General features: G+C 66.9%; 21 protein-coding genes. 17 read left to right on the forward strand and 4 right to left on the reverse strand.

What is annotated here, in order from left to right; all coding sequences use genetic code 11:
- The first annotated feature begins 42 nt into the window (after positions 1-42).
- From FR943_RS03425 to FR943_RS03480, 12 genes are all read left to right on the forward strand, one after another.
- A complete protein-coding gene (locus tag FR943_RS03425; protein ID WP_217154912.1) occupies positions 43-879 on the forward strand; it encodes an LLM class F420-dependent oxidoreductase in 837 nt (278 codons plus the stop codon).
- Positions 880-1,117: 238 nt separating this feature from the next.
- Complete coding sequence (locus tag FR943_RS03430; protein WP_217154913.1) at positions 1,118-1,246, forward strand: hypothetical protein; 129 nt, start codon at positions 1,118-1,120, stop codon at positions 1,244-1,246.
- Between the two features lie 98 nt (positions 1,247-1,344).
- On the forward strand, positions 1,345-2,139 hold the full coding sequence (locus tag FR943_RS03435; RefSeq protein WP_217154914.1) for a polysaccharide deacetylase family protein: 795 nt from the start codon (positions 1,345-1,347) through the stop codon (positions 2,137-2,139).
- A gap of 69 nt (positions 2,140-2,208) precedes the next feature.
- Positions 2,209-2,760 carry a hypothetical protein gene (locus FR943_RS03440; protein WP_217154915.1) on the forward strand — a complete coding sequence of 184 codons (552 nt, stop codon included), beginning with the start codon at positions 2,209-2,211 and terminating at the stop codon, positions 2,758-2,760.
- A gap of 438 nt (positions 2,761-3,198) precedes the next feature.
- Positions 3,199-4,824, forward strand: coding sequence for a chaperonin GroEL (groL, locus tag FR943_RS03445; protein ID WP_217154916.1), 1,626 nt, complete (start codon positions 3,199-3,201; stop codon positions 4,822-4,824).
- Positions 4,825-5,056: 232 nt separating this feature from the next.
- Positions 5,057-6,319: an Rv0361 family membrane protein gene (locus FR943_RS03450; protein ID WP_217154917.1), complete on the forward strand. Its 1,263-nt coding sequence runs from the start codon at positions 5,057-5,059 to the stop codon at positions 6,317-6,319.
- Between the two features lie 8 nt (positions 6,320-6,327).
- Entirely contained in the window at positions 6,328-7,317 is a 990-nt protein-coding gene (locus FR943_RS03455; protein ID WP_246584804.1) for an AAA family ATPase, read from the forward strand.
- 5 nt (positions 7,318-7,322) lie between these two features.
- Positions 7,323-8,222, forward strand: a complete 900-nt coding sequence (locus FR943_RS03460) for a DUF58 domain-containing protein (protein WP_217154919.1) — start codon at positions 7,323-7,325, stop codon at positions 8,220-8,222.
- A complete protein-coding gene (locus FR943_RS03465) occupies positions 8,212-8,685 on the forward strand; it encodes a hypothetical protein (RefSeq protein WP_217154920.1) in 474 nt (157 codons plus the stop codon). The genes FR943_RS03460 and FR943_RS03465 overlap by 11 nt, the downstream gene beginning before the upstream one ends.
- The gene (locus tag FR943_RS03470; protein WP_217154921.1) at positions 8,676-9,797 is read left to right on the forward strand and encodes a hypothetical protein; all 1,122 of its coding nucleotides are present in this window, start codon (positions 8,676-8,678) and stop codon (positions 9,795-9,797) included. Before FR943_RS03465 ends, FR943_RS03470 begins: the two co-directional genes overlap by 10 nt.
- On the forward strand, positions 9,794-10,849 hold the full coding sequence (locus FR943_RS03475) for a vWA domain-containing protein (RefSeq protein WP_217154922.1): 1,056 nt from the start codon (positions 9,794-9,796) through the stop codon (positions 10,847-10,849). Before FR943_RS03470 ends, FR943_RS03475 begins: the two co-directional genes overlap by 4 nt.
- A gap of 2 nt (positions 10,850-10,851) precedes the next feature.
- Positions 10,852-11,934 (forward strand): hypothetical protein, encoded by a 1,083-nt coding sequence (locus FR943_RS03480; RefSeq protein ID WP_372448068.1) that lies wholly within the window; start codon positions 10,852-10,854, stop codon positions 11,932-11,934.
- Between the two features lie 105 nt (positions 11,935-12,039).
- Here FR943_RS03480 and FR943_RS03485 read toward each other — a convergent pair whose 3' ends face one another.
- On the reverse strand, positions 12,040-12,429 hold the full coding sequence (locus FR943_RS03485; protein ID WP_217154923.1) for a pyridoxamine 5'-phosphate oxidase family protein: 390 nt from the start codon (positions 12,427-12,429) through the stop codon (positions 12,040-12,042).
- A 239-nt stretch (positions 12,430-12,668) separates the two neighbouring features.
- Here FR943_RS03485 and FR943_RS03490 point away from each other — a divergent pair, with 239 nt between their 5' ends.
- The gene (locus FR943_RS03490) at positions 12,669-14,087 is read left to right on the forward strand and encodes a bifunctional adenosylcobinamide kinase/adenosylcobinamide-phosphate guanylyltransferase (RefSeq protein WP_217154924.1); all 1,419 of its coding nucleotides are present in this window, start codon (positions 12,669-12,671) and stop codon (positions 14,085-14,087) included.
- Here the strand turns inward: FR943_RS03490 and FR943_RS03495 are convergent.
- Complete coding sequence (locus FR943_RS03495; protein ID WP_217154925.1) at positions 14,011-15,732, reverse strand: N-acyl-D-amino-acid deacylase family protein; 1,722 nt, start codon at positions 15,730-15,732, stop codon at positions 14,011-14,013. The genes FR943_RS03490 and FR943_RS03495 overlap by 77 nt on opposite strands.
- A gap of 48 nt (positions 15,733-15,780) precedes the next feature.
- Between FR943_RS03495 and FR943_RS03500 the strand changes: the two genes are divergently transcribed.
- Positions 15,781-16,167 (forward strand): VOC family protein, encoded by a 387-nt coding sequence (locus FR943_RS03500; protein WP_217154926.1) that lies wholly within the window; start codon positions 15,781-15,783, stop codon positions 16,165-16,167.
- A 3-nt stretch (positions 16,168-16,170) separates the two neighbouring features.
- Here FR943_RS03500 and FR943_RS03505 read toward each other — a convergent pair whose 3' ends face one another.
- Complete coding sequence (locus FR943_RS03505; RefSeq protein ID WP_217154927.1) at positions 16,171-16,659, reverse strand: hypothetical protein; 489 nt, start codon at positions 16,657-16,659, stop codon at positions 16,171-16,173.
- The gene (locus FR943_RS03510) at positions 16,659-18,176 is read right to left on the reverse strand and encodes a serine/threonine-protein kinase (RefSeq protein WP_217154928.1); all 1,518 of its coding nucleotides are present in this window, start codon (positions 18,174-18,176) and stop codon (positions 16,659-16,661) included. The genes FR943_RS03505 and FR943_RS03510 overlap by 1 nt, the downstream gene beginning before the upstream one ends.
- A gap of 55 nt (positions 18,177-18,231) precedes the next feature.
- Here FR943_RS03510 and FR943_RS03515 point away from each other — a divergent pair, with 55 nt between their 5' ends.
- The 3 genes from FR943_RS03515 (at position 18,232) to FR943_RS03525 (ending at position 20,885) form a co-directional block, all read left to right on the forward strand.
- Positions 18,232-18,750, forward strand: a complete 519-nt coding sequence (locus tag FR943_RS03515; RefSeq protein ID WP_217154929.1) for a mycothiol transferase — start codon at positions 18,232-18,234, stop codon at positions 18,748-18,750.
- Positions 18,747-19,319 (forward strand): phosphatase PAP2 family protein, encoded by a 573-nt coding sequence (locus FR943_RS03520; protein ID WP_246584805.1) that lies wholly within the window; start codon positions 18,747-18,749, stop codon positions 19,317-19,319. Before FR943_RS03515 ends, FR943_RS03520 begins: the two co-directional genes overlap by 4 nt.
- A 384-nt stretch (positions 19,320-19,703) precedes the next feature.
- Positions 19,704-20,885: a hypothetical protein gene (locus FR943_RS03525; RefSeq protein WP_217154930.1), complete on the forward strand. Its 1,182-nt coding sequence runs from the start codon at positions 19,704-19,706 to the stop codon at positions 20,883-20,885.
- The last annotated feature ends 12 nt before the right edge of the window (positions 20,886-20,897 follow it).

Below are 20,897 nucleotides of genomic sequence, written 5' to 3' on the forward strand. Positions count from 1 at the left end.
CACGCCCGTCGCTGGCCCCGCCCCGGGGGTAGCGTCAGCCACATGAAGTTCGGCATCGCCACATTCGTCGACGACGACAGCATCGACCCGGTATCGCTGGCCCGCGCGACCGAGGAGCGTGGGTTTGCCTCGCTCATCGTCGCCGAACACAGCCACATCCCGGTGAGCCGGGAATCCCCGTATCCAAATGGTGGCGACCTGCCGCCGTGGTACTACAACACGCTCGACCCGTTCGTCACGCTCGCCGCAGCGGCGGCGGTGACGTCGGAGATCGAATTGGTCACCGGGGTGGCACTTCTCATCCAGCGCGATCCGATCCACACCGCCAAGGAATCCGCGAGCATCGACCTCATCTCGGGCGGCCGGTTCGTGCTCGGCGTCGGCGCCGGCTGGAACCTCGAGGAGATGCGCGACCACGGCACGGACCCGAAAACCCGTGGCGCACTGCTGGATGAGAGCATCGAGGCCGTCAAGGCGCTGTGGACCGACGAGCCTGCCGAGTACCACGGCAAGTACGTCAACTTCGACGCGTCGTACTGCCGGCCCAAGCCGGTGCGCAAACCGCATCCGCCGATCTACGTCGGCGGCAACTCCGATGCCACCGTCAAACGGGTGATTCGCCATGGGGCGGGCTGGATTTCGAATCCGCTGCCGCGGGAAGAACTGGCCGAACGGATCGGGCAGATGCGTGACGGCGCCGGCCACGACGTACCGCTGGCGATGTTCGGTACCCCGATCAAGCCCGACTACTGGCGCGCCGCTGAGGATCTCGGCTTCGGTCAGCTCGGGTTGTTCCTGCCGTCGGTGGGCAAGGAGGAGTCACTGCGGCTGCTCGACGAGTACGCCGCGCAGGTGCGGGAGTATCAGTCGGGGAGCTGAGTTGGGCCGGCGAGCAAGCCGGCGGGCTCAGGTCAGGCGGGCTGGGCCATCGCGGCGTGGCAGGCACCCGCCACACGCATTGATACATGAACTCCGGGGTCGATCCGCCCCAACTTCCGTGCCCTGCAGACGCTGCGCATGCATCTCGCCCGCGCCTACCCCAAGGTGATCGAGACACTGCAGACCCTCGGCGCCGGCCATCTTCGACGGCGGCGATCACGAGATCGTGGTCGCGCGGGTGGAAGCGATCGACGTCCACGGTGGCAAGCCACTGGTCTACGCCGACGGCCGCTTCGTCGACGTCAGCCAGGCGTCCAGCCCCGCTGTCGACATGCCGAACGAGTGGTTGTTGTCTGCGCCCTGGTGAGGGTGTGCGTGTTTGGTCTTGGCCTTGCCGAGGGTTCCGTAGTCAACCCACAGCTGCTCGACGGGTTGGCATCAAGATTCGCGCTTACCGTTCGGCAGGTGATCACCAGGCGGGCATTCGTGACGGCCGCCGTCGGCTCGATCGCCGCGGGACTCGTGGTGCGATCGGGTGCCCGAGCCTGGGCCGACCCGAATGCGATCGACCCGCCGTCGGTCGCTGTGCTCAACAAGCGTCGCGTGCCCACACAGTGGGGGATGGCGTTGCCGGGTATCGTCACATCCTTCGTCGCCACCGGCCGCCAACTGGCGCTCACCTTCGATGCCTGTGACGGCGCCTGCGACGACGCGCTGCTCGACACCCTGCAACGCCACGGGGTACCGGCGGTGCTGATGCTCAATTCGAAGTGGGTTGACCGGAACCCGGACCGCGCACGGCAATTGGCCGGCAATCCGTTGTTCGAGATCGGTAATCACGGCACCCGGCATGTCCCGCTGTCGGTGACGGGTCGGTCGGCCTACGGCATCGCCGGAACCCGTTCGTCCGACGAGGTGGTCGATGAGTTGTGGGGCAATCATCAACGTCTGACTGCGTTGACCGGCCGGGCCCCGACCTGGTTCCGGCCCGGTACGGCGCATTACGACGACGTGGCTGTGCAGATCGTGCGTGAACTCGGTGAGCAACCACTCGGCTTCAGCGTGAACGCCGACGCCGGTGCGACGGCCTCGGCCGGCGTGGTGCGCGCCAACGTCATGGATGCGGCTCCCGGCTCGATTGTGCTGGCCCACATGAACCACCCCCAATCGGGCACGCATGTCGGATTCGCCCAGGCCATCCCGGCGATGCAGGCGGCAGGGTGGCAGTTCGTCTCGCCGACCGGGCGGGCGGTGCGTTGAGGGGCTGCTCGGCCGATGAGGATGAGATTGCCGCGTCGCAGCCCACTCGCGGGCGATTAACCTCGACAAATGAGTCGAAAGGCCAAGTGGTGGCTGATTGCGGCCGTCGTGCTGGCGTCTGGGGTGGGGCTGCTGATCGTGACGTCTGTCCTTGCCTACCTCTTCCTCGGATTCGGTGACGACGACCTCGGTCCGCATGACCTTGACGCCGGCAAGGCGGCTGAGGGGATGCAGCTGCGTGGTATCGGAATCCCCAACGGCTCCACCTTCGAGCAGATGATGGTGGTCCGACAGTTTGTCGGCGCCGACTCCTATCGCGGCCACTATACGATGAGCGGTACTTTCGAGGCCGCGAAACAGGCTCTTGCCCAAGCGAATCCAGACTTCCCCGGGTTGCGAAGTGCGACGTGTGGTGACGAGATCGTGAACCAGGACTTTCTGGTCGGGGAGCCGGAATTTCACTGCGACGCGGAAACCGAGCTTGCGGTCAGCACCCGGTCGGTCGATGGCGCGGATGTCTTGACAGACAACTACCGTGGCACCCCGCCGGACTCTGAGACTGTGTTGTTGGTGGGCAACGGAAACCGCGTCGAGTTGTTCGTGTTGTCTCAAGGGCACTGACGCTTGTCCCAAGGGTGTTGATGCGCGGGGTTCCGGAGGGGCTGGTCGGTCGCGGTGACCAACAAGTGCCGGGTGCCAAACCGGTGGGGCGGCCATCGAGACTGTAGTGAGGGACAGAATCGGCCGATTTTCTGTCCCTCACTACAGTCTCGATGCGACCACTCGAGGCGGACCAGCGGGCATCCGGCGGGGCCGCCAGCGCCAGCGCCAGCCGCGTTTCGCCAGGGGCGTAGCCGGGGAGCCGGATCAAGCGCCCAACAACCTTGCACTCGCCCTGGTCGAGTGCTAAGAATGCAGTTGGCACTCTCGATCAGTGAGTGCTAGGTCGGGCCGGTGAGGCAGGGGCCGCACCTGCGGGAGCACACCCAGGCCGTCCGTCGCGGGCACTGAACCTGACCACACAACGTGCGATCCCCTATCCGGAGGAATCACTTCGCAATGGCTAAGACAATTGCGTATGACGAAGAGGCCCGTCGCGGCCTCGAGCGGGGCCTGAACGCCCTCGCCGATGCGGTAAAGGTGACGCTGGGCCCCAAGGGTCGCAACGTCGTCCTGGAGAAGAAGTGGGGCGCCCCCACGATCACCAACGATGGTGTGTCCATCGCCAAGGAGATCGAGCTGGAGGACCCGTACGAGAAGATCGGCGCTGAGCTGGTCAAAGAGGTCGCCAAGAAGACCGACGACGTCGCGGGCGACGGCACCACCACTGCCACCGTCCTGGCTCAGGCCCTGGTTCGCGAAGGTCTGCGCAACGTCGCTGCCGGCGCCAACCCGCTCGGCCTGAAGCGCGGCATCGAGAAGGCTGTGGAGAAGGTCACCGAGACCCTCCTCAAATCCGCCAAGGAGGTGGAGACCAAGGAGCAGATCGCTGCCACCGCCGGTATCTCCGCCGGTGACCAGTCCATCGGTGACCTGATCGCCGAGGCCATGGACAAGGTCGGCAACGAGGGTGTCATCACCGTCGAGGAGTCCAACACCTTCGGGCTGCAGCTGGAGCTCACCGAGGGTATGCGCTTCGACAAGGGCTACATCTCGGGTTACTTCGTGACCGACGCCGAGCGTCAGGAAGCCGTCCTGGAGGATCCCTACATCCTGCTGGTCAGCTCCAAGGTTTCGACCGTCAAGGACCTGCTGCCGCTGCTGGAGAAGGTCATCCAGTCCGGCAAGCCGCTGCTGATCATCGCCGAGGACGTCGAGGGCGAAGCCCTGTCGACCCTGGTGGTCAACAAGATCCGAGGCACCTTCAAGTCTGTGGCCGTCAAGGCCCCGGGCTTCGGTGACCGCCGCAAGGCCATGCTGCAGGACATCGCCATCCTCACCGGTGGCCAGGTCATCAGCGAAGAGGTCGGCCTCTCGCTGGAGACCGCCGATGTCGCGCTGCTGGGCCAGGCCCGCAAGGTCGTCGTCACCAAGGACGAGACCACCGTCATCGAGGGTGCCGGCGATGCCGACGCGATCCAGGGCCGCGTCGCCCAGATCCGCGCCGAGATCGAGAACAGCGACTCCGACTACGACCGCGAGAAGCTGCAGGAGCGCCTGGCCAAGCTGGCCGGCGGTGTTGCGGTGATCAAGGCCGGTGCTGCCACCGAGGTGGAGCTCAAGGAGCGCAAGCACCGCATCGAGGACGCCGTGCGTAACGCCAAGGCTGCCGTCGAAGAGGGCATCGTCGCCGGTGGCGGCGTGGCCCTGCTGCAGTCGGCTCCGTCGCTGGAGGAGCTGTCGCTCACCGGTGACGAGGCCACTGGCGCCAACATCGTGCGGGTTGCGCTGTCGGCTCCGCTGAAGCAGATCGCCTTCAACGGTGGTCTGGAGCCCGGCGTCGTCGCCGAGAAGGTCACCAACTCGCCCGCCGGCACCGGCCTGAACGCCGCCACCGGTGAGTACGAGGACCTGCTCAAGGCCGGCGTTGCCGACCCGGTGAAGGTCACCCGCTCGGCGCTGCAGAACGCGGCGTCCATCGCGGCGCTGTTCCTCACCACCGAGGCCGTCGTCGCCGACAAGCCGGAGAAGGCCGCCGCACCCATGGGCGACCCGACCGGTGGCATGGGCGGTATGGACTTCTAAGAAGTCCTGCACTTCCGAGAACAACGGGAAAGCCCGGTCTGCTTCGGCAGGCCGGGCTTTTTCTTTGTCGTTCTTTGTCGGCCAATGATTTGCTCTTCTGCGGCTGGGCGCGGGTGGCGAACCCGCTGCCGGTGAGGTGATGTGACCGTGATAGCGTGCGGGCGCCGATAGCTGTCGTGGCTCGGTGGGGGGAGATCGAATTGTTGACGTTTCACGAGATCGGGTTTGCTGCGTGACTCAGCCGCCGCATTCGCAGTTCGGGGGACCCAACCCCGTCGACGGAACCGCCCCGCAGACTTCCGGCTACCGGCAGGCACCGCCGCCCCCACCGCCGCAGCAGTGGGACGCACCTGCGCATCCCGCGCCGCACCAGACCGCGCCGCACGGCTACGGCGCGCCGGCGGCCGGTGGGCCGCCGGCACCGCCGCCACCGCCCCAGGGTGGCTGGCAGGGCCCCCTGCAGCCCGGCTTCTCGCCGCAGCCGCCGCGTCGTAACAAGAAGGCGCTGCTCATCACGGCCGGCGCCACCGCTGCGGTGCTACTGGTCGTGGGCATCGTGGTGGGCATCGTGTCGTTCTCGGGCGGTGGACCCGGCGGGATCGGTGGCCGCGGTGCCAGCTCGGCCAGCGAGGCGGTCAAGGGCTATCTGGACGCGCTGTCGAAGGGAGATGCCAACGCCGCGTTGGCATTCGGATCCGATCAGCCCGCGTCGAAGGATTTCCTGACCGACGAGATCCTCAAGCAGCAGATCGAGAAATGGCCGATCACCAACGTCCGGATTCTCAGCGCCAACGAGACCGGCGACATGGCGCAGGTGCACGTGGTGGCGAACTTCGGTGATCAGAGTTCAGATCAGACCCTGATGGTGAAGAAGCAGGACGGTGGCTGGAAGCTGACGAGCGCGGCGGCCAAGCTCAACCTCGCCGCTGCGACGCTGACCAGCAACCCGGTCACCGGTCAACCGCTGCCGGCCCCGCCGATATCGCTGTTCGGCAAACCGATTTCGAACGGGTCGGCGGTCTACGTGTTCCCCGGTTGGGTGGACCTGGGCTCGTCGAACAAGTACATCTCGGTGGCGGCGCTGCGGCCGGTGTTGCTGGACGGACTGGTCAGCCAGTCCGTCACGGTGCCGGCGGGGCTCCAGCTGCAGTTGACTGAGGAGGGGTCGGCGGCCGCCAAGAAGGTGGTGGCCGACGCAGTCGCCGAATGCGCGAAGTCCACCGCGCTTGCACCGCCGAATTGCCCGCAGCGAATGCTCAATCCGGCGCTGGCAGACGGTACCGCGCACTGGGAAGCCCCCGATCTGGCCGCGGCCAACCTGCAGTACAGGTTCATGTCCTACGACCTGTCGGTGCACGTGTTGGGCACCTCGCAGTGGAAGCTCACCGCCAACGGCACCGACGGCGTGCCCATGCAGGGCAACCCGGTTGTCGGGATCATGGGATCGATTGACATGACCCAGGATCCGCTGACCGTGAAGTGGGCTGGACAATGACCGTCACGATGACACCCCAGCCGACCCGGGACGAACTCGACCGGGCACGTGTGGTGGTGGGTGCGCTGTCCGGCGCCTTCGCCGCCAAGGTTGTCGGCCAGACCGGACTGCAACAGAGCCTGCTTATCGGTCTGCTCACCGGCGGCCACGTGCTGCTGGAAAGCGTTCCGGGACTGGCCAAGACGACGGCCGCGCGGGCCGTCGCCGATGCGGTCCAAGCCAAGTTCCGGCGCATCCAGTGCACCCCTGACCTGCTGCCCAGCGACATCATCGGCACCCAGATCTTCGACGCGGCCCGCGGTTCCTTCCACACCCAGTTGGGGCCGGTGCACGCCAACATCGTGCTGCTGGACGAGATCAACCGCTCCAGCGCCAAGACGCAGAGCGCCATGCTGGAGGCGATGGAGGAACGCCAGACCAGCATCGCCGGCGAGATCTACAAGATCCCCGAACCGTTCCTGGTGCTCGCCACGCAGAACCCGGTCGACCAGGAGGGCACCTATCCGCTGCCGGAAGCGCAGATGGACCGGTTCATGTTCAAGGAGATCCTGACTTATCCGACCCCGCAGGAAGAGTCGGAGATGGTTTTCCGGATCGACGCCGGGGTGTACACCAACCACCGGACCGCACCGGTGGCCTCGCTGGACGACATCCTCTATATCCGCGACATCGTGCGACGGGTCTATCTGGACCCCGCGATCGTGCACTACATCACCCAGATCGTCGCGGTGAGCCGCACGCCGCAGCAGTACCTTCCGGCGAACCTGGCCCGGCTCATCGAGTACGGCGCCAGCCCGCGTGCGACGATCGCCTTCACCAAGGCCGCGCGGGCGCTGGCACTGCTGTCGGGGCGCAATCACGTGCTGCCCGATGACATCAAGGCACTCGCGCATCGGATACTGCGGCACCGGCTGATCCTCGGATTCGAGGCGGTCGCCCAGAATGTCACCCCGGAAGTGTTGATAGACAACATCATTCAGGCAGTCCGTACCCCGTAGCCGCTATGGGAGTGCTACTGCAGGAGGTGAAGGCCGCCACCCTCGCCGGTAACCGGCTGTCGGGTCCGAACGGGGTGTCCCGCGGTCTTCTCGAGGGGGAGCATCGGTCGATGTTCCACGGGCGCAGCCTGGAATTCGACGATCTGCGCCCCTACATTCCCGGCGACGACGTCCGCGACATCGACTGGAAGGCGTCGGCGCGGTCGACGGACGTGCTGGTGAAGCGGTTCGTCTCCTACCGGCAGCAGCGCGTCCTGATGGTCGCCGACCTCGGCCGCAACATGCTGGCGCTGGCCGCCGGCGGCGAGGTCAAACAACGCGTGCTGCTCAACGCCGTTGGCCTGGTGGGACTGCTCGCCATCAGCAAGGGCGACGAGATGGGCCTGGTGTACGGCGACGCCACCGGATCGGCCCATATGCCCAACCGGCGCGGCGAGGCCCACCTCGAGCACATCCTGGAGCGGGTCAACCGCCACCATGTCGCCGACAGCGGCCGCAGCGACATATGCGTCCAATTGCAGTATGTGCAGCAGCATTTCCGCCGTCGGCACATCGTCTTCGTGGTGTCCGACGAGCCCGATGTCTCGCCGGAACTGGACGAGCAGTTCCGCAAGGTGGCGGCCCGTCACGACGTGTACTGGATCACGGTGCGCGACGCCCCGCTGATCGGCGTACCGGCCTTCGGCGGTGAAGGGTACGACGTCGACAGCGGCAGAACCCTGCTGCGCGAGGAGATCCTGGGCCACCGCGTGCTGGAGGCCTACCGCCGGGCCGAGATGCAACGCGAGGCCACGTTCGCCGACTACGTCAACGGCTCCGCGATCCCGTGCGCGCGGGTATCGGCCAGCGGTGAGTTGTTCGGGGCCGTCACCCTGATGCTGAAGAAGGCCGCCCGTGGCAAGTGAGCATCTGAAATGGATCGTGGCGCCACTGCCGTATTCGGTGCTGTGGCTGGTGCTGGGCGTGCTGCTGGTCCTCGGAGTCATCGGATGGTTCGTCGGGGTGGTGGTGTGGACGCTTCCGGTGGAGCGGCTGCGGACCATCCCGGTGATCCGTGATATCAGCGCACGGGTGTTGCGGCGCAAGTTCGGCCTGGCGATCGGCAAGGTCAGCGCGCGTCACCACGCCGGAGAGCTGACGTCCCGCCAGGCATACACCGAAATGAGCCGGATACTGCGTAACTTCGTCTACTTCCGGACCGGTGTGGCCGCGCAGTACATGGCGTTGGGCGAGGTGGCGGACAGCCCGGCCGCCGCAGCGGCACCGGCCGTGTCGGCGTTGTACTCACGGCAATTCGAACTCGGCGACAGCCCAGACGTCGCTGCCACGGCAGCCCAGGTGCGGAGCACGATCCAGTCATGGAACTGAGATGGTGGTGGATCGTCATCGTCGGCCTGGCGGCGCTCGTCGTCATCGTGCTGGCCGCGTTCCTGTGGCCGCTGCGTCAGCAACCGCGACGGCTGCGTCCACTGGCCTGGGTCAACCGCCTCACCGAGCTGCCCGAGTACGCGCGGGCATACCGGCGGTACCGAATCCTGTTGGCGGCCATCGCCGCAACGACGGTCGCCGTGTTGATCTGCGCGATCGTCGCGACCGCCCGCCCGGTCAGCACGCAGGCCACGGCCGCGGAGATCAACCGCGCACATCCCGAGGATGTGATGCTGTGCCTGCAGGACGATCCGGCCTCCCACGACGCCTCGGTGCTACTGTCCTACTTCGGTGAGCAGGCCGCCGAGTTCGAGTCGCAACGCCTCGGCCTCACCGCGCTCACCAGTCGGGTGATCCCGCTGACCCGCGACTACCCGTTCCTCCAAGACGAACTCGGCCGGTACGCCAGTCTGGAGCGGTTGGTGGCCACCGAGAATCCCACGCCGGAAGACACCGCCGTGCTGCGACGTGCCCAGCACGAATTCGGCAGGACGGTCAACTACTCGGACTACCAACTGACCGTGAACGACGCACTTGCCATGTGCATGAAGGGCTTTCCGGGCGTGGGGACGCCCTCGGACGCCAGGCGGTCGGTGATCTACCTGGGTCCGGCCGGCAAGTCGGAATCGCCGATCTTCTCCGATGACGCGCTCACAGCGCTGGCGAGATCGTCGGGGATTCAGGTCAATGTGCTGACCCGCACGACACTCGATGCCGCCGGTGGGCTCAACGCAGTCGCCACGGCCAGCGGCGGGCGGTTCATCAGCTACGCCGCGGCCGCCGGCGCGGGCGCTGACGGCGGCAAAGACGGCGGCAAAGACGGCGGCGACGCCGGTGGCAAAGACGACGGTGCGGAGCAGGCCAACCAGGACACCCTGGACAACGCCCTGCGCACTCACCTCGACGGCATCCGCTCGCACCCGCCCGCATTGACGAAACCTGACGGCACGATCCTGGTGGAGCAAGTGCGTGACCGGCCCAATCTGGTGCTCACCATCGGACTGCTGATCGTGATCGTCTTCTCGATCGCCCTCGCGGGGGTGCGGCGATGACATTCGAGCCGATCCTGCCCTGGTGGGCGTTCCTGTTGCTGGCCGGGCTGACCCTGGTGCTGCGGATGTACACGCTCTACCGCGTGCTCGTGGTGGTGGGCAAGGGCAGCCAGCGCAAGGTCGTGGTGCGGTGGAGCCTGCTGACGCTGGTGATCGTGTGCCTGTTCGCGGCGGCGGTGCGGCCGGGGATCGAGGCAGACCAGCAGCGGGCGAACCAGCCGGCCGCCGAGGTCGCCGCCGACAGCAACGTCAACGTCTTCTTCGTGGTCGACCGCTCGTTGAACTCCCGGGCAGAAGACTTCGGCAACAACCAGTTCCGGATGGCCGGGATCCGCGCCGACATGCAGTCGATCGTCGACCAGTATCCCGACGGACGCTTCGCAATCACCTCGTTTGCCACCAAGCCCAGGGTCGATTGGCCGCTGTCCGACGACATCTGGAGCCTGCGGGCCCTGCTCAAGGACTATTCGGCCTACGAATCGGACTTCGACTCGGTGTACCAGGTGGATGTCGGTGCGGCCGCTGACCCACTGAAGCGGCAACTGGAGCTCGCCGCCCAGCAGTATCCGGGGTCGAACAACCTGGTCTTCTATCTGGGCGAGGGGGCCGGGGTCTCGAAGCAGGCGGCCACCACGTTCGACGTCCCCGCCGAGTTGGTGGCAGGCGGCGCGGTGCTCGGCTACGGCACGACTACCGGCGGTCGGGTGGCCAGCCGGCTGGGTGACAACGGGGAACTCACCTACTTCCCGGACCCGGCAGGTGGTGGGGGAGAGTTCCTTTCGGTGCTCGACGAAGCCTCGTTGCGGACCGTGGCCGAGCAGTTGCACGTGCCGTACTTCCACCGCGGACTCGGCGACTCGACGTCCACGATCATCCCGCCGCTGGAGCCGAACTCGTCGACAGCGGTAGAGCAGGAAGTGTCGCTGCCAGGGAATCGCACCGAGTTCTACTGGATTTTCACGGCAATTGCGATGCTGTTGATGTTCTATGAGCTCTTCGCGATGGCGCGGGAGTACCGGGTTTCCCGGATGACCGGGGCGCGAGGCACATGATGGTGAAAGACCGCAGTATCAAAGAGCACGGTGTGGCGGTGTTCCGGTTGGCCGTCGCGGCGGTTCGTGCGTTCTTCTCGCAGGGGCCGAGCCGGAAAGTGCTGCGGCGACGGCTGATCCTGTTCTCCATCCTGCCCGCCGTGCTGCTGCTGGCGGTCGCCGCCAAATTGGTGACGATGGTGCACTACGGCGACTCGGCCAGGTCCCACTACCTCAGCTACGACTCTTACAGCTTGGCCGACGACGTGCGGCGGCTCAAGTCGTTCAACGTGATCGACTCCTACAAGCCATATTTCGCCGACGGCGACCGCTACGTGCTGGAAGGTAAACTCGCCGAGGCCGAATCGGAGTTCAAGAAGTCGCTGTCGCTGGTCAGCCAGGGGCGATCCTGCCCGGTGCGCATCAACCTCGAGGTGGTGCTGGAAACCCTGGGTGATCTCAAGAATGCCGACGGCCACCGGGACGAGGCGAAGACGTTCTGGACGCAGGCCCTGAAGGTGACGCAGGAGGCGCCCGGCGGCTGCTTCGACACCACCACCGAGCCCGACGAGGAGCGCCGCACGCACCTCAACGAAACCGAACAGCGACTCGAAGACAAGCTGAAGGACCCGGAGCCGCAGGAGGGTGGCGGCGGCGGTGGCGGTGGTGGCGGCGAGGGCGGCCAAGGCGGTGGCGGCGACCAGGGCGGCGGCGGCGAAGGTGGTGGCGATCAAGGCCAGGGCGGTCAGGGTGACCAAGGCCAAGGCCAGGGCGACCAGGGCCAGAACCAGGGTCAGCCGGACCAAGGCCAGGGTGGCCAGGGCCAACCCGACCAAGGCCAGCAGGGCCAGGGCCAACCCGACCAGGGGCAAGGCCAGCAAGGCCAGGGCGAGCAAGGCCAGGGCCAGCCAGACCAAGGCCAGGCGGGTCAGGCCCCCGGCGAGCCCCAAGACGAGACCACGCCGGACACCGTCGGCGCGGACCGCATCGCCACCGATTCCGGTGGTGTGGCCACCCACCAGTTGAATCCGGGGCAGGGCGACCCGGACGACGTCCTCAAACGGCTGCTGGAAGATTCCAACGCCAGCGGCACTGACCGGGAGTGATGTTTTTCGTGTCGAGTGGCCAGTTATGGCACGCGTGGGCGCCAGATGCGTGCCATAACTGGCCACTCGGCACAGCCAGCTGGCCAGCGAGCCAGCGAGCTGGCGTCAATTCTCCGACAGGACGATGCAGTCGCTTTCGCATGAGCCGGCCGGCCCTGTCGGCCCGGGACGTGACGCCTTACGGTGCAGCACCGCGCGGCTCGGCACGATGTGGTGGGTGTCCTCGTCGGATTTGCCGGCCTGGCCGCGGCCGTCCACGATCAGCGAGTATCCGCCGGGGCTACTCGGGGGCCAGACCAGGGTGACGTCTTCGTGTGCGGCGAGATTTCTACGGGTGTGCCCGCCGACCGGACCGACGTCGATGACGCCGTCGACCAGGTGTGGCTCCACCGTCACCGTGTGTGCGTGGTAGCTGTCGTCGACCGTGACGAGGTAGGCGAACGTGTAGTCCGTCAGCTTGTCGGCCAGCTGGTTGAGGTCCACTTTCACGCTCATGACGTGAGGATAGGCCGGTTGGATGTCCGGCGTGCCGGACTACCCAGACAGCCCGGACTCGCGTCACGGTGGGTGGTGTGGGTGGGGGTTGACAAGTGTGGGCGGTTCGGCCAGATTCGCCAAAGATTCTTGAGATCGCTCCGGCGCGGGGTGCTCACCGATGTGTATTCGGCTCGTGTCGAGGTGGTGCAGCGGAACGGGCGGGTCGCGGTGCTGCCGGTGCAGGACGGGGCGCGTTGATGGACGTGATGTTGTTGGGTACCGGCAGTGCCGACGGCTGGCCCAGCCCGTTCTGCCGGTGCCGGTCATGTCGGTGGGCGTTGGCGGCCGGTGAGATCCGTGGGCAGACCGCGGCGCTCGTCGATGACACCCTGATGATCGACTGCGGCCCCGAAGCGCCTCGGGCCGCGTTGCGCGCCGGGCGGTCGCTGGCCGCGGTGCGGCACATCCTGCTGACCCACGGCCATTTCGACCACGTCGGACCGGCAGCGTTGGTGATGCGGCACTGGGTGGGGCGGTCCGAGCCGCTCGACGTGCTGGGCCCACCCGGGGCGCTGGATCAGTGCCGGGACTGGGTCGGGCCGGATGACCCGATCCGGTTTCGCCCGGTACATCCGGGTGACGAGGTGGTCCTGCCGGCGCCCGCGGGCGAGTACACCGTCCGGGTGGTGGAGGCCGCGCACTCCGACGGGCTCGTCGAGGATGCGGTGCTCTACGACGTATCCCGTCGCGGGGTCAGGCTGCTGTGGGCCACCGACACCGGGCCGCTGCCGGCCGGTACGCAGTCGGCGATCGCCGGCGCCGGGTTCGACGCGGTGTTCCTCGAGGAGACTTTCGGTACCTACATCGCGCACGGCACCGACCATCACGACCTGCCGTCGTTCGCGCGGACGCTTGCCCAGTTGCGGGAATCCGGTGCGGTCCAAGGTCACACCGATGTCATCGCCGTGCACCTGAGCCATTTCAACCCGCCGGGCCCCGAACTGGCGCCGATGCTGGGGCGATACGGCGCGCGGGCCGGCCGGGACGGCGAGCTGGTGCGGTTGGGTGCTCACCGGGTCCCGGTCACCGACTCACCCTCGCGCACATTGGTTCTCGGCGGTGTGCGGTCGGGGAAGTCGGTGCATGCGGAGGCGGTGCTTGCCGGGCACGCGCAGGTGCGGTATCTGGCGGCCGGGGGTCCGCGGGAGGGCGACCCGGAATGGGATCAACGGGTCCGGCAGCACCGGGCGCGTCGACCGCCGGAATGGCAGACCATCGAAACCTCTGATGTTGCAGCGCAATTGCGTACCGCCGAGGTTCCGGTGCTGCTGGATTGCCTGGGCACCTGGCTGGCTGCGCGGATGGATCGGCACCGCTGCTGGGACGGCGGCCCGCAGGCCGCCGTGGACGAGGACATCGATGAGCTGGTAGCGGCCTGGCGCCAGTGCGCTGTCCCGGCGGTGGCGGTGAGCAACGAGGTCGGCAGCGGCGTGGTGCCAGACACCTTCTCGGGACGACTTTTCCGTGATCTGCTCGGCACGGTGAACACCCGGATCGCCGTGGAATGCGACGACGTCGTGCTCATGGTGGCGGGTGTCGCTATGCCGGTGCGCTCTGCCGCCCGCGAACCAACCGGCCCGGCCGCGCCGACGTCGGGACCCCGTTCTCGGCGATGATCTCGCCGGAGACTACGGTGGCCACGTAGCCGTCGGCGGCCTGGTCGAGTCGACGTCCGCCGCCGGGCAGGTCGTAGGCGACCACCGGCCGGTGCAGCCGCAGCGCCGCGGGGTCGATGACGTTGAGATCGGCCTTGTAGCCCACGGCAATTCGGCCGCGGTCGGCGAGCCCGGCGACCCTGGCCGGCACTGAGGTCAGCTCCCGTATGGCATCCTGGATGCTCAGCGTCCCGGCGGCCCGGTCGCGCACCCAGTGGGTCAGCAGATAGGTGGGGAAGCTGGCGTCGCAGATCATCCCGTAGTGCGCTCCGCCGTCACCGAGGCCGAGCACCACGTCGTCACGGCGGATCAGCTCGGCGACGGTGTCCAGGGAGTTGTCCCGGAAGTTGGCCAGCGTGACCAGCAGCATGGCGTGCCCGTCGTCGTCGAGCAGGCGGTCGTAGGCCTCCTCCAGTGGGCTGACATCGCGGGCCCGGGCTCGGGCGGCGATGGAGTTCGACGGATCGGGCTCGTAGTCGGGCGTTTCCCCCAGCGGGTACATGTAGTCCCAGGCCTGCACCGCGAACATCAGGGGATGCCCGTCGCTGGCCGCGGAATCGTTCAGGATCCGTTGCCGCACTTCGGGTTTACACATCTCGGTGACACGCTCGGCCAGCGGCAGGTGGGCGATCTCGCGGTAGCTGGGGTAGAGGATGAACGGATTGCCGGACAGCTCCAGGCCGAGCACGAGCCCGATCGGCCGGGGGAAGATCTGCGCAGTGATCTCACCGCCGTTGGAGTTGGCCTTTTCCACCATCCGCAATGCGTCCTCGAAGAACGCCGGACCGGCGTTGCCGATCGCCAACGTGAACGTCACCGGCAGTCCGACGTCGGCGGCCACGTCGAACACCGTCTGCAACGCCGGTTCGTAATCCCCGGCGACCAGGTCCGGCACGAACTGGATCAGGCCGCCGCCGGCATCGTCGACCCCGCGGGCGATGGCCTCGATCTCGGCGTGGCCGGCGTCGTAACTGGGGATGGGACGGCCACTCTCGGTCTTGTGGATCGTCAGCCGCGACGAGGCGAACCCCAATGCCCCGCAGTGCACGGCCTCGGCCGCGAGCTTGCGCATCAGGGCCAGATCCTCGGTGTTGGCGGGCTCTCGATCGACGCCGCGCTGTCCCATCACATACACCCGCAGTGGGGAGTGCGGCAGAAACGCGGCGACATCGATATCCCGCTGTCGCGACGAAACCGCGTCGAGGAATTCGGGGAACGTCTCCCACGTCCACGGCAGGCCGTCGACCATCACCACCCCCGGAATGTCCTCCACCCCGGCCATCACGTCGACCAGCACGTCGTGATCGGCCGCGCGGCACGGTGCGAAGCCGACGCCGCAGTTGCCCATCACGGCGGTGGTGACCCCGTGTGCCGAGGACGGGGTGAGCCGGTCCGACCAGATCGCCTGCCCGTCGTAATGCGTGTGCAGATCCACGAAGCCGGGGGTGACCAGCAGCCCGGTGGCGTCGATCTCGCGGGTGGCGGGGCCGGTGACGGACCCGACTTCGGCGATCACTCCGTCACGGACGGCGATGTCGCCGACGTAAGGTTCGCCGCCCAGGCCGTCGACAATGGTGCCGCCGCGGATACACAGGTCGTAACTCATGTCACCAACGTACGACGGCTGTCGGTGGGGCATGCCAGGATCGGGCGCGTGATCGATCACTTCGGCATCAACTGCTCCGACTTCGCCAGGGCCACCGAGTTCTATGACACCGTGCTGGGCGTCCTGGGCTACACCCGCCAGCTCGACCATGGGGTGGCCATCGGCTACGGCACCGCCGGGCACCCGGATTTCTGGATCGCCGATGCCGGTGCGGGTGAGGCGCGCGGGCCCAACCGGGAGATCCACGTGGCATTTCAGGCCGCCGATACCGACGCCGTCACCGCGTTCTACGACGCCGCGCTGAAGCTGGGCGCCGAATCACTGCACGCACCGCGGCTGTGGCCCGAGTACCACCCCGGCTATTTCGGGGCGTTCGTCCGGGATCCGGACGGCAACAATGTCGAGGCGGTGTTCCACGGGGCCGCACCGCAATAATCGTTACAGCGGCTCCAGTTCGGAGATCAGCCAGTTGCCGTCGAGGCGGGTCAGGGTGACGCGATACGCCAGCGCGTCCTTGGTTTCGGAGCCGTCGGCGGCTTCGGAGGTTTTGTCGATGAAGGCCACGACCTTGGCCTCGCCGGCGGTCAACGACTCCACCCCGGTGTTGCGGATCCGCGCGCTCTGGGTGACACCGTCGGGCTTGGTGCGAATGGTCTTGTGGTATTCGTCGTCGGCGGCGCCGGTCAGCAGCTGCGCCACCTCGTCGATGTCGCTGCGGCTGGTGGTGGGGGTGTAGCTGAGCATCTTGCCGACGTTGGCGGTGACGAATTGGGTGACCTGCTCGCGGGCCTGGTCCTCATCGGCGACGGGGACGGGCGCCGGCTGACTTTTGACCGACAACTGCCAGGAGCCGAGCCCGATCGCCACGACGATCCCGACGGCCAGCGCGATCACCGACACCAGCCAGCCGCGTGTGCGTGTCCCCATCAGTTGACGAACTCCAGTTTCGAGACCTTGTAGCTGCCGTCGACATGTTCGACGGTGACCCGGACCCGTTGCAGCGACACCACGCCGACGCGGTTGGTCGTGACGGTGACCTTGGTGTCGACGGCGACCAGCACGACCGCCTCGTCGGAGAACAGCTTTTCGAGGCCGGCTCCGGTGACGGTGCCGTCGGTCTTGACGCCCAACTCCCGGGCCTTGCGTTTGATCTGATCTGCCTGATTTTCCAGGTCGGCCCGGAACTCGTCGGTGGCGGCGTCCATGATCAGCGCGAGATCGGTGTCGGCGGTCTCCGCGTTCACCGTCACCGAGTGCAGGGCGAAGCTGCGGGCGGCTTCGACATACGGTTGCCACGCCGGAGTGCTGCGCGGCACCGGCGCGGCGCGGACAAACTGGCTGATCGCGAAGCCCACCGCAAACACGAGCAGGACGGCCAGCACGCTGGGCACCAGAACCCTTGCGGTACTGGGCTTCTGCGGGCGTAGCGGCTGGGGGACGGGTGTCGGCCCGGACCATCCTGGCGTGGCTGGGCCGGCGCTGAGCACCGGGGGAGGGGCGGTGGTGAACGTCGGCGCCGCGATCACCCGCGGCGGCTGCGTCGATATCGGCGACGGCGGCAGCGGGGCCGCAGGTCGCTGCGGCACCGGCGTGGGGGCCGCGGGTGTGGGCTGGGCGGTGGCGAGCGCCTTGGCGAAATCGCTGCATCGCGGGTAGCGGCCACCGGCGTCCTTGGCCATGCCCTTGAGCATCACGTCGTCGAGATAGGCCAGCTCCGGCCGCACGGTACGCAGGCTCGGGGGCGGCTCGTTGAGTTGCTTGCTGATGACGACGGCCGGGTTGGAGTGGTGGAACGGCGAGTGCCCGGCCAGCAGCTGAAAAGCGCTGGCCGCCAACGAGTATTGGTCGGCCCGTCCGTCCATGGACTGGCCCAGCAGTTGCTCGGGAGCTGAATAGGCCATCGATCCCACCGCCATGTTCGTGGCGGTGATGCCGCTGACGTCGTCGATGCGCCGGGCAACACCGAAGTCGGCCAACAGGATTCGGCGGCGGGCCGTCTCCGGGCCGGTCAAAAGGATGTTCGCCGGTTTGACATCGCGATGCAGCAGGTTGCGTTCGTGGGCGTAGTCGAGCGCCTCGGCGATCGCGGTGATGATCTCGACGGTTTCGGGCAGCGGCAGCCCGCCGGGATGGTGCTCGCGGACGTATCGCGCGGCGTCGGTGCCGTCGACGTAATCCATCGCGATCCACAGCTGGCCCTCGTGCTCGCCACGGTCATGCAGACCGACAATGTGGGGATGCCACAGCGAGGAGGCGATATCGGCCTCGCGGTTGAACCGGTCGCGGTACTGGGCGTCACCGGTCAACGAGGCCGGCATGATCTTCAGCGCGTCCTGGCGGGGAAGCCGGGGATGTTGGGCCAGATAGACCTCACCCATGCCGCCAGAGCCGAGTAGACGTTGAATCGTGTACCCGGCGAACACGTCACCGGTATTCAACGGCATGCCGATGATGTTAGTCGGGGCTCCGGCGGGCCGGGTGGCGAGTAGCGTCGGGGCCATGACTGTCGCTGATTCTGCTGCCGTCCGGGAATTGCTGCGCGACGCATTCACCAGGCTCATCGAACATGTCGACGATCTCACCGACGGCCTGACCGAGGAGGTCTCGAGCTACCGCCCGACCCCGCAGGCCAACAGCATCGCCTGGCTGATCTGGCACAGCGCCCGCGGCCAGGACCTGCAGTTGTGCGACATTGCCGGGGTGGAGCAGGTGTGGACCCGCGACGGCTGGGTGGAGCGGTTCGGTCTGGACCTGCCGCCCCACGACATGGGTTACGGCCACAGTCCCGAGGACGTCGCGAAGGTGCACGCCCCGGCCGACCTGCTGGCCGGGTACTACCTGGCGGTGCACAAGGCGACGCTGGCCTACATCGCCGGCGTCACCACCGAGGAGCTCGGGCGCATCGTCGACACCAACTGGAACCCGCCGGTGACGGCCAGTGCCCGGTTGGTCAGCATCGTCGATGATTGCGCTCAGCACCTGGGCCAGGCGGCGTACCTGCGCGGCATCATCCCTTGATCCTTCGGTGCTGGCCGCCGATCGGCCTCGCCGCGATGGTGCTGTTGGGCTGGGCGGTGCGCACCGGGCCGGCGCCGATCGATGACTGGTTTCAGCAGCTGGGCAGCGACATGGGGCGCTTCCGGAGTGTCTTCCTGCTGTTCAGCACGCCGATCGCGGTGGCTGTCGCATTGCTCGTCGGAGTGATCGTGGCGGTGCGGCAACACCGTCGGCAGTTGGCGCTGGCGCTGACGCTGTGCCCGCTGCTGGCCATCGGGATCGTGCGGATCTGCAAGCCCCTGTTCGGCCGGGAGAAAGGCGGTGCGCTGGCCTACCCCAGCGGCCACACCACGTTTCTCGTGACGGTGGCGAGCCTGCTGGTGGTGGTGGCCGGTGCGGCCGTGTGGGCGACTGTGCTCGCCGTCAGCCTCAGCCTGCTCGGCATGTTCGGGCAGGCCATCACCTACCACTACTTCACCGACACGATCGGCGCGGCGCTGCTGAGCACGGCCATTGCGTGTGGTGTCGCCCTGGCATGTGGGGATTCGAAAACTGAGCCGGTGGGCGGCACCGTCGGCGAACTTCGCTGAGTGATCTTGTTCCGGGCGCGGGGCGTTCGCGGCGTGGCAACGGGAATGACGGCTTCGGTGTGGACGCCGTTGGGGCTGGCGAGGCTCTAACCATCAACTAGCACTTGATGGTTCGTGCCGGTTTCAGCATTTTCACTGTTGCGTGCGGCAACACTTTTACGCCTGGTGGCGCGGCGCAGCAAACTTTCATCGGCGTCACGAGCAGCGCGAACAGCTACTCGCAGGGCTTTGCGGCAACGGCGTCGAGCCACAAGGTTGTTGCGTATGCAAATACTGCTCGAACAAACCCTGAGAAAAACCTTAGATCTTGATGAGTGCAGGGTAATTTTGCTGCGCAGGCCAACAAGCGTCCCAGCCCAAACAGCAAGACAATCAGGGAGTTTCATGAACAGTCGTGTGTCCAGCGGTCTGACCGCGTGCGTCGCGCTGGCCAGCGCCGGCGTCATCGCCATCACTCCGGTGGCGTCCCCGCCGACGCCGCCGCGCGTGGTGGAAGCGTCGGCCCAGTTGATGGCGGACTTCAGCGGCATGAACCAAGCCGAGTTGGTCGCCGAGTTCGGTAAGCGCCTTACTGAACAGGCTATTCAGGCGCCCTTGTTGCCGCTGGTGCTGGCGGCTCAACTTGCCGCCAACGACGGCAATCGGCGGCTGCAACTCCAGCTTCGGCAGATTGTCGACGCGCCGGTGTATGTGGCCGATCCCCTGATCGAGGCGATTGCCATCACGTTGCCGGAGCAGTTCGGGGGTGGATCGGACCACGTCACCAACACCACGGATGACGGCGCGTTCATGCAGTTCCGTAACAACGAACTCCTTGGTCTCCGGGACGGCATCAATGCGCAGATCGCTGACCTTCTCGGGGTGACCAACCCGTTGCCCGATCAGAACTACAACTGGGACCTCGTACAGGGTCTGATGGAATCCTCGGCCAATATTGCCAGCTTGGCGGTCCGCGCACCGCTCGGTCTGATTCCGATTGCGCAGGCTATCGCGGAAGGTAACAACGCCGCTTTGTACAGCGCCATCCGTGCGTACATCGATGGGCCGCAGTGGGCGATCGATCCAGCGATCGAAGGATTGGCGCGGGCACTGCCTGAATCGTTGGGCGGCGGCACTGACGGCAACTTCCGCGGGGACAACGGCGAAGACGGTGCGCTCATGAAGTTCCGCAACAACCAATTGATTGGTGCCCGGGACAACGCCCACCATGTCGTCGCCGGCGCGCTCGGTGTGGAACTGGATTCCCAGGACAATCCGGTGGAGCCCGACACGGACAACGCGGACGTCCAGCGCAGCACCCTGCAGGCTGCCGCGCCTGAAGTCGGCTCGCAGAACACGCCGGAAACCCGCCAGCAGAAACCGAAGCTGAACGTGGCCAATCTCAAGCCGCACGTCACCAGCGTCACCAACGTCGGCACGTCGCTCGACGACGGCAAGGCCAGGGCCGAGAAGCGTCGGGACCGGGCCAGGGCCAACCTGGACCGGGTGGTGAACAAAGCCAAGGCAGCCGCGGACAACACGTCCAAGAAGCTCGGCTTGAAGAAGAAGTCGAACTCGGACGACTGAGTTTCGGGGGTA

This window comes from [Mycobacterium] fortunisiensis (genome assembly GCF_019050325.1).
GTDB lineage: Bacteria > Actinomycetota > Actinomycetes > Mycobacteriales > Mycobacteriaceae > Mycobacterium > Mycobacterium fortunisiensis.